The organism is Vibrio japonicus (genome assembly GCF_024582835.1).
GTDB lineage: Bacteria > Pseudomonadota > Gammaproteobacteria > Enterobacterales > Vibrionaceae > Vibrio > Vibrio japonicus.
On the sequence record NZ_CP102096.1, the window covers coordinates 345,517 to 358,638 of the forward strand.

The following is a 13,122-nucleotide window of genomic DNA, read 5'->3' on the forward strand; positions in this document are numbered from 1 at the left end:
GGTTATAGAAATTATATGCGTAAATTCGCAGTCTCTATTTTGATTGCTTCACTAACCGGTTGTTCGATGGGACACCGTGATCCAGTTGAAGTTAAGAGCACTCTAAATCAGGCCATCAATGAGGCCAATGCTCATAGCCTAGCGCAGCTTCCACCCTCTGTGGAAGCGGATCTCATGCCTCTTTTAGATGATGATAGTGTCGCTTCAAATCAGACGGCCAAGCGTTTTCGAATCCAAGCCAATCATGTGAATGCGAAGTCGTTTTTTGCCAGCTTGGTCAAAGGTACTGAGTTTAGTGCTGCCATTCACCCTGATGTTCAAGGTGACATAACCGTCAACTTGACCGACGTGTCTTTAGATGAAGTGTTGGCGGTGGTGCGAGATATCTACGGCTTTGATATTGTCAAAACGGGCAATATCATTCAGGTTTACCCAGCAGGGTTAAGAACCGTTACCATACCAGTTGATTACCTTCAGTTTAAACGCTCCGGTCGTTCTTTGACGTCTATATCAACGGGAACCATCACCAACACAGACACGGATTCAAACTCAAGCTCTTCAAGTTCTGATAATAACTCAGCTTCTAGCCGAACTGCCAAAGGCGGGACAGAGATAGAAACGATTAGCGAAAGTGATTTCTGGCCGCAACTAGAAAAGGCGGTCGCTCAGTTGGTTGGATTCGGAAAAGGGCAGAGTGTGGTTGTGACTCCGCAAGCCAGCGTAATTACGGTTCGCGCCTATCCAGATGAGATCCGCCAAGTGCGCGAGTTCTTAGGTGTGTCACAGCAGCGTATGCAGCGTCAAGTAATCCTAGAGGCAAAAATTCTCGAAGTCACATTGAGCGATGGTTATCAGCAAGGGATCAATTGGTCTAAAGCTTTCTCTTCCAATGGTACTGACTACACAATAGGACGAGGTACTGTCAAAGACGCAGACGGAAACATCCTCAATTCTGTTCTTCCGGGGCTCGATGCCATTGGCACACTGTTGGGTGGGCAATCCAACGTCGTGATATCAAGCGGTAGTTTTGACGCTGTCCTTAATTTTATGTCCACTCAAGGCGACTTAAATGTCCTTTCTAGTCCGAGAGTGACCGCGTCGAACAATCAAAAAGCCGTCATTAAAGTGGGTACGGATGAATACTATGTGACTGACTTATCGAGTGTGGTAGGTACGGGTGATAACTCAGAGCCCTCACCTGAAGTAGAGCTTACCCCTTTCTTCTCTGGTATTTCTTTGGATGTGACACCTCAAATAGATGATAAAGGCAATGTTCTATTACATGTGCATCCAGCCGTCATTGAAGTGGATGAACAGGTTAAAGAAATTGGTTATGGCGATACGCGAATCAGTTTGCCTTTAGCAAGAAGCTCGATTCGAGAGTCAGACTCCGTTATCCGTGCGCAAGATGGCGATGTGGTAGTGATTGGTGGATTGATGAAGTCTAACACCTTTGACCAAGTCTCTAAGGTTCCGTTCTTAGGTGATGTTCCTGCGCTCGGTCACTTGTTCCGCAATACAAGGAAGTTAACCGAAAAAACAGAGCTGGTGATCTTATTGAAACCGACAGTTGTTGGCGTAAATACTTGGCAAAAAGAGTTGGAGCGTTCCCGAGATTTGCTTGAGGAATGGTTCCCAGAGCAGCAATAACCCGATGTACTTTGAGCATTTTGGTTTTCATCAGCCGCCTTTTAGCCTGACGCCCTCAACGGATTTGTTTTTAGGGTTAGGCCCACATTATGAAGCCATTCAGACAGTGAACAGCGCACTGGAAATGGGCGAAGGGGTTATCAAAGTGACAGGCGAAGTCGGGACGGGTAAAACCATGATCTGCAGGATGATGGTGAATCACTTCCCTGACAACATTCAGCTGGTTTATTTGCCGAACCCAGCCCTCACGGGAGATGAGCTCAGGGTGGCGGTGGCAGCGGAACTTGGCATTAAAGGGCAAGCATCCAGTGCTTTGGTTGAAGATATTCACCAGCGTCTTTTCGATTTAGCGAAAAATGGAAAGCAAGTTGTCGTGTTTGTCGATGAAGCGCAAGCTCTGTCCGATGAAGCGTTAGAAGTGCTAAGACTGTTTGGAAACATCGAAACTGAACAACAAAAACTGATACAAATCGTGTTAATTGGGCAGCCAGAACTGGATGAAAGATTGCAGCAGCATCATCTGCGTCAGCTACGTCAGAGGATCACCTTCAGTGCTCATTTAAGGCCATTGAGTCATGCAGAAACGGCCACTTACATAGAAAGCAGGCTAGAGAAAGCAGGTGGTGAACAGTTCCTACTGACAGCGGCACAAAAGAGAGCAATATGGCAGGCAAGTCAGGGAGTGCCTCGCTTGATTAATCAAATCAGTCATAAAGCGTTGCTTCTTGCGTATAGCCAAAATGCAAACAAGGTTGAAAACGTTCATCTTTTTGAAGCAATCCATGACACATACGATTGCCGTAAACCCAGATTTAAATCTCCGATATTTTGGGGATGGAGCTAATACACTATGAGTGCGATGAATAAAGCTTTGTCAGAGTTGGCAGACAATCAAAATGAAAAACGACACTCAATTGAGCGTGTCCACGTTGCGCCTGTTAAGCAAAGACCGATTTTACCTTGGGTTGTAGGCACCTTTACGCTGAGCTTAGCGGTGGGAGGTTGGGCGATTTCGTATCAAGAACCACTCGATCCAATTGAAGCGGCCAGCAGTGACATCGTCTATCGAGGCGCATCGCAGCAAGTTCATGACGCTTTAAATCCGATATCTGTGCCATCACCGACGACAAAAATTCTTTCTAAAACTGACGGTATGATACATGTGAAAGCGCCGTCAGTGACATCTCCACAGCCGGTATTCATTGCGGCTCGTACCGTTGAGCAACAAGCGGAACCTGGGTTACCCACATCAGAGCTTGAATTGACTGAATCTGACGATGTGGCTTCAACTGAGCTTGTCGTTGTGGGAGAAGTCTCGATAGAACATGTTGAGCTCACCCCTGAAGAACTCTCCATTCAAGCACAAGATAAAGCCAAAAAAGCGTTAGATAACAGCGATCTTAAAAATGCTATCGAGCTTTATAGTGAAGCGCTTAGGTATACGCCGCAAGATACAAAACTGCGACAAACCTTGTCTGCGCTGTACTACGGCAAAGGTGAGGTGAGAAAGTCCTTTGAAATACTGCAGAAAGGCATCAGCCGAGACAGCGACAACATCACGTTGCGCTTGTCACTCGCGAAACTCTTATTGAAAGAAAAACAGCAAACCACCGCTTTATCGGTTCTCACGCCACTCCCTAGCAATGTCAGTGTTGAGTACTTATCGTTTCGTGGCGCTTTGGCTCAAAAATCGAACCAAGATGACATCGCACTGACGAGCTACGCGAAGCTGGTTGAATTAGAACCTGAAAGTGGCCGCTGGTGGTTAGGCTTGGGCATTCAGCAAGAGCGTCGATTAGAGTTTGATAATGCTAAACACGCTTACACCATGGCGTTGCAGGGGCTTGGAGTATCAGGGCAATCTCAGCAATTTATTCGCGATAGACTCAAGCTTATTGCTCAATTAGAGGAGCAGAAAGGTGAAAGTTAAATTAAGAAAGCGCCTTGGTGACTTACTGGTTGAAGAGGGTATTGTTACCCAAACTCAGATTGAACAAGCACTTGCCGCACAAAAAGTGACAGGGCAAAAATTTGGTGCCACGCTGATCGAGCTTGGGTTTTTGTCTGAACATCAAATGCTGACCTTTTTGTCTCAGCAGCTGGATATCCCATATATTGATTTAAATCGTACCAATGTGGATTTGGATGCGGTTCAGATTCTACCTGAAGTTCATGCTAGGCGGTTGCGCGCGCTTGTGATCAGTCGGCAACAGGACTTGTTACGTGTTGCTATGAGCGATCCGGCAGACTTGTTCACTCAAGAGGCATTGCTTGCCCAGCTGCCACAATACAGCCTCGAATTCATTGTTGTCGCGGAAAAACAGTTAGTCGACAGCTTTGATCGTTATTATCGTCGCACCAAAGAAATTGCCTCATTTGCGGAGCAGCTACAAGCAGAACACCATGTGACCGATGCTTTTGATTTCAACATTGAAAGCGATGACAGCGACGAAGTCACCGTTGTTAAACTCATTAACTCTCTGTTTGAAGATGCGATTCAAGTTGGCGCTTCCGACATACACATCGAACCTGACGCCAATGTACTTCGCCTACGTCAACGTATTGATGGTGTATTGCACGAGACCTTATTGAATGAAGTGAACATCGCGCCAGCGTTGGTGCTTCGTTTGAAATTAATGGCGAATTTGGATATTTCAGAAAAACGTCTTCCGCAAGATGGCCGTTTTAATATCAAAGCGAAAGGTCAATCTGTCGATATCCGTATGTCGACGATGCCGGTTCAATATGGTGAATCGGTCGTCATGCGTTTATTAAACCAAACATCAGGTGTCCGCAGGTTAGAAGAGTCGGGCATACCAGACAGCTTATTACTGCGTTTAAGACGTCAGCTAAAGCGTCCTCACGGCATGATTTTGGTAACAGGTCCGACTGGCTCAGGTAAAACCACGACCTTGTATGGAGCACTGAATGAGCTCAATGAGCCGGGTAAAAAGATCATCACCGCAGAAGATCCGGTAGAGTACCGTTTGCCACGTGTAAACCAAGTGCAAGTCAACACCAAAATTGATCTTGGCTTTTCTACCGTCCTTCGAACTTTTTTGCGTCAGGATCCTGATATTATTCTGATCGGTGAGATGCGAGATCAGGAAACGGTTGAGATAGGCTTACGGGCATCACTGACGGGCCACCTTGTGTTGAGTACACTTCACACCAATGATGCGGTGGATAGTGCGATTCGAATGATCGACATGGGAGCGCCAGGTTATTTGGTTGCCAGTGCCGTACGTGCGGTAGTGGCTCAGAGACTGGTGCGGAAAGTCTGCCCTGATTGTAAGACAGAAGAGCAGGTTGATGATGCGCGTCAGCAGTGGCTCGCACAACGTTTCCCTAACCAAACATCCGCGACGTTCTATCGTGGGCGAGGTTGTCAAAGTTGCAACCTGACCGGGTATCGTGGCCGTATAGGTGTCTTTGAAATGTTAGAGCTAGACAACGCAATGATGGATAAACTACGAGCAAACGATGCCGTTGGCTTTGCCCAGGTTGCTCGACAATCTCCTTCTTACAAACCCCTGCTCGCCTCAGCGATGGAGTTGGCTATGGAAGGCGTAGTCAGCCTTGACGAAGTGATGAGCCTTGGTGAAGGTGACATTTCTGGCATTGAACAAGCCATCTTCATTTAGGGTTAGCTATGCCATTGTTTCAGTACCAAGGTCGAAATTTGCAAGGCGCGTCTGTTTCCGGTGAGCTGGAAGCAGCGACACATGATGCTGCCGCAGAGCAACTTATGAACAAGGGCATCATCCCAATACAGCTTCATGAAAGCAAAGGGGCAAGTGCGCTGAGTTTGAGCTTAAAGCAGTTAATAACGCCAGCCATACCGTTGGATGTTTTGGTGATATTCTGCCGTCAGCTTCATAGTTTGACGAAGGCTGGTGTTCCTTTGCTCCGCTCGTTTCATGGTTTGGCTGCGAATTGCCAAAACAAGCAATTGAAATATGCGCTGGAAGAGGTGATTCATGAACTGACCAATGGTCGCAGTTTAGCGGCGTCTATGAAAAAGCACTCTCGCGTGTTCAGCCCATTGTTCGTTTCCATGATCAATGTTGGTGAAAATACTGGTCATCTGGACTCGGCATTACTGCAACTCTCCCATTATTACGAACAAGAGCTGGAAACGCGCAAACGAATCAAAACCGCGATGCGTTACCCGACGTTTGTGATCAGCTTTATTGTGATTGCTATGTTTGTCTTAAACATCAAAGTGATCCCGCAGTTCACCAGTATGTTTCAGCGATTTGGCGTCGACTTACCTCTCCCAACGCGGATTTTATTAACAACATCTGACTTTTTTGTTAGTTACTGGCACTTACTGCTTGCGTTGATTTTGGGTGGGTTATTTGGTTTTACCGCATGGTTAAAAACACAATCAGGTCGGGAAAAATGGGACAAGTTCCGCTTAAAGATGCCGATCGTTGGTCCGATTATCAATCGAGCTCAAATGTCACGTTTTTCACGAACCTTTTCTCTGATGTTAAAAGCCGGCGTGCCATTGAACCGCTCGCTCTCTTTAGCCGCTGAGGCGCTGGGGAATAAGTATCTGGAGAATCGCTTGATGGAGATGAAATCGTCAATCGAAGCGGGGGGCGCAATCTCTTCTACAGCGATTAATAGTGGTATTTTCCCTCCATTGGTGATCCAAATGATCTCCGTTGGGGAAGAGACGGGGCGTATTGATGAGCTGTTAGTTGAGGTAGCAGACTTTTATGATCGTGAAGTCGATTACGATCTTAAAACGCTCACAGCTAGGATAGAACCGATACTTTTGGTACTTGTAGCTGGCATGGTATTGATCCTTGCATTGGGTATTTTCTTACCAATGTGGGGAATGCTAGATGCTATTAAAGGATAGTTTGTCGGAAAGCATCGAATCGTTATCATCTTGAAACACAAATACTTTCCATCTGATTTTTTTGTGGAATAGATAATTTTTTGATACGACGACAATAGAAGTGTCAGTAAATACCCGTATAATACATCGTACTTTTTAGTGAGTTAAATGAATATGGACAATAAACAGTCAGGTTTTACGCTGGTCGAGCTGGTTGTGGTAATTGTCGTTGTCGGCCTGTTAGCGGTCGCAGCCCTACCTAAGTTTTTAGATGTCACTGACGAAGCCAAAAAAGCAAGCGTGGAAGGTGTTGCTGGTGGCTTTGCAACGGGGGTTTTGTCCGCTCGTGCGCAGTGGGAAGCGGAGTCTCGACCTTCTAAAACCATCAGTGGTGAGAAGCTCAATACCGTCAATTACGATGGCATTGAGTTTTGGTTAACTCGCGCAAAAACAAGCGATGGCAGTGATACGGGCTTTCGTGATGGTTATCCAATTGCTTTGTATAAGGATGGGGCAAGTTTTCCTAACAGTTTAACCACACAAGCGTGTGTTGATCTGATGGACAACTTGTTGCAAAACCCACCGAGCGTCGATACGGTGGACAACGCAACAGCCAATTCAAACATTAAATATTCCGCACAAGCTGATAGTGATAATTCAACGTGTACTTACATTCAGCAAGAAGGTGGTACTGATAAACATCAGTTTGTGTATGAAGTTAATACTGGTCGTGTGGCCGTAACGCTGCAGTAGAGCGGCGACAATAAACATAGAGAGATAAAAAAACGATGAAAAAACAAGGCGGCTTCACCCTAATCGAACTAGTGGTGGTCATTGTTATTCTGGGTATTTTGGCTGTAACAGCGGCTCCAAGATTTCTAAATTTGCAAGACGATGCGCGTGAAGCTTCTTTAGAAGGGCTACGTGGTGCAATTGCAGGAGCAATGGGGATCTCCTACGGCCGATCAGCGGTTAAAGGTCTTGAGGCAACGGCTTATGTAGCTGGCGAAACGAAAACAGTTGTTGGCGGTATTGTTCATCACTATGGCTACCCAACAGCAGTTAGTGATAAGACCGCTAATTTAGGTGGGATACTTCAAGCTCTCGATTTATCAGATGATTTTTCCGTATTGGCATCTGATAAGAGCAATGATGCAACCGATCAAAGCAATGAATGGATTGATATAGGCTTTACAGGCTATACAGAGAAGTGTGTCCGTTATATAGCAGCAAAAGATGCAACGACTCCTGCAAAGGTTGAGCTTATTGAAGGGGAGGCAGGTAAGTGTGGCCTCACTGCTCCGTAAGTAAACATTAGTGTTTCTAGGCCAGCTTTGCTGGCCTTTTTAGCATCTCAACCTGCAGATCTTCCCACTTCATCTATAAATCCTTCTTAAACGTTGTATTCGGCACCCATTAAGTCACTAATCTCATTTATAATCAGGCCAGTAGATTTCGCAGCTTAGGTCATTTATGGACATTAAACCTGCCCGGGGCTTTACCTTGGTTGAACTTATCGTGGTTATTTTATTGCTTGCTATTGTCTCCGTGTACGCTGCTAGTCGTATGTTCGGTCGCGACAGTGTGGCAGCGATGGTGGTTCGACAGCAGGTTATATCGGTTATTCGCCAAGTTCAGGTGAATCGAATGCAGTCCAACGTAGACCTCAGTAACGTCACTGGCGATAGCAGTTTTGTCTTAGCGGTAAACTCAGACTGTATTGGCTCCCAGCAAGCCTGCGCTCTTAAAGCTGATACTCGAAGCGACTGGGTAGATAGCGATGGAAACGGCGTGTTTTTTTCTGTCAATACCAGCCCAATCATCAACTTTGATCTATTAGGAAATCCGCTCGACAGCTCTGCCTCGGGTGCAGTGATCACCATTTCTTCGTCACAGGATAAATGTGAAGTAAAGATCAACGCTCAAGGTTATGTCTTTTCCGGAGACTGCTCATGAGGAAAGGGCGTGGCTTCACTCTTATTGAAAGCATTATTGTGATGGTGATTCTGGCTTTTGCCATGATCACCATTTCTAATTTCTTGGTGCCGCAAATTGCTCGGTCAGCCAATCCACATTATCAAGTGCGCGCTGCTGCTTTAGGGCAGAGTGTGATGTCGATTATTTTAGCCCGAGGATTTGATGAAAATAGTGATTTTAATGGTGGGGATATTCGATGTGGTGAAACGGCACTAAGCGGCGCTGCTTGCTCTTCCGAATTGAAAAATGAAGAGACAGAGATAATTTCATACAACGATGTTGATGACTACAAAGGTTGCTGGGAACCCGAGGGAAGAAATGGTTGTAAGGATCTGAATAAGCTCCTTGGCGACAGTGTGACGACCTATAAAAACTTCCGCTTGGATGTCGACATCACGTATCAGGAGGCTCAAAAGGTTAAGCATATTGCTCTGACTATATCAGCCTCAAACCAAACGACAGTTAAACTGCATGCGTATAAGGGAAACTACTGATGAATCGTAAAGGATTTACCCTTATCGAAATGGTCATCACCCTGATTGTGGGGAGTATCCTTGTGTTTGGTATTGCGGGTTTTGTCGAGTTGGGTGCGAGGGGGTACAGCGATACTATTGAACGTCAGAGACTTCAGACTCAAGCTAAGTTTGTATTGGAAAAAATCAGCCGAGAAGTGCGTCACGCTGTGCCCAACATGTTGTCGGATGAACTTATCTCAGGCGCAAACTGTCTCTCGTTTTACCCTATTATCACGTCTGGCTTCTATGCCGTATCAGGAGCAGATTTACAGTTTGTGGTGGGGAGCAAAAGTGCTTCTGTAGACACAATCAAGGATTTGTCCCTTGTGATTAATCCGACCGTTTCTGCCGCGTCACAAAGCAACATTTTTCCACTTACCAGTGTAACAAGTGATAGGGAAACGTTTTATCTCGCAGGTATGGCTGACGAGGTGAAAGGAAATTCGGTTTCCAATCGGCATTACATCTTTGATGCACAAGGAAAGGTGAGTTACTGCATTATTAATCAACGCGTACAGAGGCTGGAAAATGGACTGGATGTGACGCCAATTTCTGACTCAGGTGTGTTAGGTCAGCTTAGTTATGACGCGGCGACAGTGCAGCACAATGGTGTTGTCAGTATTTCACTGACGTTTACCAACGAAAAGGACGATGAGTCGACAAGCTTCCAACAAAAAATTCAGGTGTTAAATGTCCCTTAAACGTAAACAAACTGGCAGCTTATATATTGTTGTGATTTTTGTTCTGGTCGTCATGGGGTTTCTGGCGATGAGCTTAAGTCGTATTGAATGGTCCAATAATGATGCACACACCAAAGACATTATTGGCCTACAGGCTGCGTTGTTAGCCCACTCTGCAAATGAGTTAGCACTCATCGAGTTGTATCCATTTCGCTCCTCTCCATCCGCTGCTTTTGATGTTTCAGGCGCTTGCAGTGCTCTAAGTGGCGCAGTCAAAACGATCCCGTCAGCCGTCGATTGCCAAGGTGTGCAAATCTCTTGTGAGCCACGTGGTGGAGAACTGGCAGATGGTAAGCGGTTGTATGTGATACGTTCTGAAGCAATATGCGGTACAGGCATTAATACGATGCAGCGCAGTCAAGAAGTGTGGGTGAGGGAATGAATATCTTAAAGCGCGCTGTCAGCGTTTTGGTTCTTTACATCATTAGTTATCCGGCCATGGCGATAGTGGATGAGTGTGTGTACTTTAAATCCGCAGTTCAAACTTGGGATAGTAGTGAGGCTACGCTGAATATTAACACTAACCCTGACACTAACGTTTCCAGCTATGTAAAAAACCCTAATGGCTCCGATCAAGTCGGCTTTAAGGGGATTCAGATAGAAGGGAACCACGACGCGGCGTGCAGAATTAGTGATACTGAAGCAACAGAGTGTATAGGGAATGAATCTCTGATAGTAGAAAAGCCTGATTTCTCCAACTCAGCGTTTACTGGTGTTGATGGCTCTATTGTTAGAGATGATGTATTAAGCCCAGGGAACTATGAGTCAATAAAAATTACGGCTGGTTGGGGCTCGAAAATCACGGTTACTCCTGGTGAATACTGGATTTCTAATTTTGAGTTGTCAGGATTTGAAGAGTTGGTTTTTTCAGACAATGAGAAGACAGTGATTAACGTAGAACGCTTGTCACAGTCAGGGGGCTCTTCATTTAATCATCAAGGTAAACCTGACAACTTAATCATCAAGGCGTACAACTCCGCTCTTGGTGCTCCCGCGCAGATAGCCATGAGTGGAGCAGGGAGTTTTAGTGCGTTGATCATTAGTGAGGGTTCATTTGTTGCTAATGGCAAAATTGAAATTCTAGGCTCTGTTACGGCGAAAAACATTACCTTGTCTGGTGGCGCACATGTCATCGCGAAAGGGGATTGTTTTAGTGAGAAACCTAAGCTGGAGCTACGCATCTCTCCTACTACAGATAGCGGTACTGCTTGTGATGGGATCCCTGTAACCTTCTCGCTCGTAAACAGTGACACCGATCAAGTGGTTATCGGGAGTGGGCAAATCTTGGCTGTAACCAGTGCGCCACACTCTGGCTCCAACACGGCTTGTTGGAGTGAAAATGGATCGATAACAACTAATCAGTGTACGCCTAATTCGGACCATGGTTTTATTGCGACGTTTGCTCGTGGCCAAGCAGCCAGTATCACTTGGTACATTCACAGTAAGTTTCTTAATGACTACAATGTTAGAGCTATGGTTGCGAGTGAAGATTTAGAGGCCAGTTCAGGCCCATATCGTTTTTCTCCATCATCCTTGCTGTTTTTACCCGAAGGGATAGATGGCGGTGAGGATCGGCAGGTTGCTCATCGCCCATTTGCAGCTCGATTTAAACTTTCCGGCTCCACGGGCAATGGCAATCAACTCAATTGTAATGTGGTTGACTATGATAGTTTGAAGGAAATTCAGTTGGAAAATGCGCAATTGCCAACGGACAGCCCACACAACTTGCAGGTATCTATCGACTCTGGGAGAACCTGGCAGAGTGCTAACACGACATTTTCATTAACGTTTAAAGATGGTGTGGCGGGCGGCGATGTCAACGCGGCAGATGGAAGCATTTTGTTCAAACTGGACGATGCAGGACTGGTGGATCTGAAAGCTACAGCGTTCAGTTTCGGCAAATATATTGAAGCAACGAAGCGTATTCATTTTAGACCTTTTGCCTTGGCTTTATGTGATAGTAACGGTGCACTGCCTCATTCTACTGACGAGTCTAATGGTGGTTTTACCGCATCAGGCAGTGATGCCACTAGCTACCTAAAAGCGTTTGGCTGGGTTAATACGCTAGATAGTAACAACAATGGTATCCCGGACAATAATGTGACAGCGACAGGTCTTTGTCGGGAAGCTGAAACGCCAAGTTATTACACTCACAATGGCTTCCCTGCGATAGCCTCATTCAGTCAGCCCGAATTGATTTATCCTCCTTCAGGCTCCCGAGGAAATTTAACCCTAGACGGTACGTTGTTGCCCAACACAAGCGTTGAAATTAACTCTTCAGACAGAAACAAATCACGGTTATTAAATTGGGATGAAGTGGGGACTGTTGCTTTGTCCGCGTCGCAAGCCAATTATATGGGACTAGCTGGCTTTAATATTCCAGGCGTTTCTGCCCAAGTTGGCCGCTTTTATCCCAAATACTTTAAGACAGTAAACACGCCTGTATGGAATTACCCAAATGGGCAGACATTTGCGTACATGAATCAACCATTTAATGGTGTGACATTTGATGTCGAAGCGCTCAACGCCAAAGAAGAGCCTGTCTCGAATTATGCGTATTTTGACGAGTCATTGACGGCGAGTTTTGCGTTGTTTGAACCGGATTTTAGTGACCGATTTAATGCGCCGACACCGTCGAAGTCATGGGCTTTAAATGGCGGGAGAAGCATTGGCACCTTTAACCTTAATAAAGAGACTCTTTCAGCAGACTGCGAGTCTGAACTGTGTTGGAAGAAAGCGGAAACTTCCGAAGGCTATGAAGATGGTCCATTCAACACATCAGGAGGAGAGGCATCGAGAATATCCATTACTCAAGAAGGCTTATCCAACACAGATCCAGTGATGTACCCACCATCAACAGGGGGAAATGATCCGCAGCTGTTATCCTCTCAACCAGACATCCGTTTTGGTCGCGCAGTCATTGACAGTGTGGGGGGGAAAGTCGACAACGGACAGACTATTCCTCTTCGACTGGAGTTTTGGAATGGAACACATTTTGTGACGAATGGTGATGACAGTACGACATATATTGCTGGCATCAACGTCGTTTCCTCCAATAAATCGATTTGGGTTGAAAGTGGAAAAACTGCCGCGGATGTGAATTTGGAAAACGGCGGTGTCGTTGAAAATGGGGAATCAAACAGGATTACGGCATCGCAAAATGCATCGGTAAGGCAGCAAACACAAGTATGGCTAGAACTAGACAGTGGAGTGAGGGCTGCACCATGGTTGCGATATCGTTGGGATGATGATTATCGCCCGGAAGTGAATGGCGAAGAAGATCCATCGACCATCATCACTTTCGGTATTTACCGAGGCAACGATCGGATCATTTTCCGTGGCGAACCGAGACTGTTTGCACATTAAATTTTAGTAATTATCTACGTTA

The 13,122-nt window shown here is 45.8% G+C and carries 12 protein-coding genes; all 12 read left to right on the forward strand.

What is annotated here, in order from left to right; all coding sequences use genetic code 11:
- Positions 1-15: 15 nt before the first annotated feature.
- The 12 genes from mshL to NP165_RS01790 all read left to right on the forward strand — a co-directional run bounded on the left by mshL (position 16) and on the right by NP165_RS01790 (position 13,100).
- On the forward strand, positions 16-1,650 hold the full coding sequence (gene mshL, locus NP165_RS01735) for a pilus (MSHA type) biogenesis protein MshL (RefSeq protein ID WP_257084633.1): 1,635 nt from the start codon (positions 16-18) through the stop codon (positions 1,648-1,650).
- A gap of 4 nt (positions 1,651-1,654) precedes the next feature.
- Positions 1,655-2,494, forward strand: coding sequence for an ExeA family protein (locus NP165_RS01740; protein WP_257084634.1), 840 nt, complete (start codon positions 1,655-1,657; stop codon positions 2,492-2,494).
- A 6-nt stretch (positions 2,495-2,500) separates the two neighbouring features.
- The gene (locus NP165_RS01745) at positions 2,501-3,580 is read left to right on the forward strand and encodes a tetratricopeptide repeat protein (RefSeq protein ID WP_257084635.1); all 1,080 of its coding nucleotides are present in this window, start codon (positions 2,501-2,503) and stop codon (positions 3,578-3,580) included.
- On the forward strand, positions 3,570-5,294 hold the full coding sequence (locus NP165_RS01750; protein ID WP_257084636.1) for a GspE/PulE family protein: 1,725 nt from the start codon (positions 3,570-3,572) through the stop codon (positions 5,292-5,294). The genes NP165_RS01745 and NP165_RS01750 overlap by 11 nt, the downstream gene beginning before the upstream one ends.
- A gap of 8 nt (positions 5,295-5,302) precedes the next feature.
- Positions 5,303-6,523 carry a type II secretion system F family protein gene (locus NP165_RS01755; RefSeq protein ID WP_257084637.1) on the forward strand — a complete coding sequence of 407 codons (1,221 nt, stop codon included), beginning with the start codon at positions 5,303-5,305 and terminating at the stop codon, positions 6,521-6,523.
- A gap of 153 nt (positions 6,524-6,676) precedes the next feature.
- Positions 6,677-7,255: a prepilin-type N-terminal cleavage/methylation domain-containing protein gene (locus tag NP165_RS01760; protein ID WP_257084638.1), complete on the forward strand. Its 579-nt coding sequence runs from the start codon at positions 6,677-6,679 to the stop codon at positions 7,253-7,255.
- A gap of 35 nt (positions 7,256-7,290) precedes the next feature.
- Complete coding sequence (locus NP165_RS01765; RefSeq protein ID WP_257084639.1) at positions 7,291-7,809, forward strand: prepilin-type N-terminal cleavage/methylation domain-containing protein; 519 nt, start codon at positions 7,291-7,293, stop codon at positions 7,807-7,809.
- 166 nt (positions 7,810-7,975) lie between these two features.
- Entirely contained in the window at positions 7,976-8,458 is a 483-nt protein-coding gene (locus NP165_RS01770) for a type II secretion system protein (protein ID WP_257084640.1), read from the forward strand.
- Positions 8,455-8,973 (forward strand): type IV pilus modification PilV family protein, encoded by a 519-nt coding sequence (locus tag NP165_RS01775; protein ID WP_257084641.1) that lies wholly within the window; start codon positions 8,455-8,457, stop codon positions 8,971-8,973. The genes NP165_RS01770 and NP165_RS01775 overlap by 4 nt, the downstream gene beginning before the upstream one ends.
- Entirely contained in the window at positions 8,973-9,695 is a 723-nt protein-coding gene (locus NP165_RS01780; protein ID WP_257084642.1) for a PilW family protein, read from the forward strand. Before NP165_RS01775 ends, NP165_RS01780 begins: the two co-directional genes overlap by 1 nt.
- Positions 9,685-10,116, forward strand: coding sequence for an MSHA biogenesis protein MshP (locus tag NP165_RS01785; RefSeq protein ID WP_257084643.1), 432 nt, complete (start codon positions 9,685-9,687; stop codon positions 10,114-10,116). The genes NP165_RS01780 and NP165_RS01785 overlap by 11 nt, the downstream gene beginning before the upstream one ends.
- Positions 10,113-13,100: a DUF6701 domain-containing protein gene (locus NP165_RS01790; RefSeq protein WP_257084644.1), complete on the forward strand. Its 2,988-nt coding sequence runs from the start codon at positions 10,113-10,115 to the stop codon at positions 13,098-13,100. Before NP165_RS01785 ends, NP165_RS01790 begins: the two co-directional genes overlap by 4 nt.
- Positions 13,101-13,122: the final 22 nt, after the last annotated feature.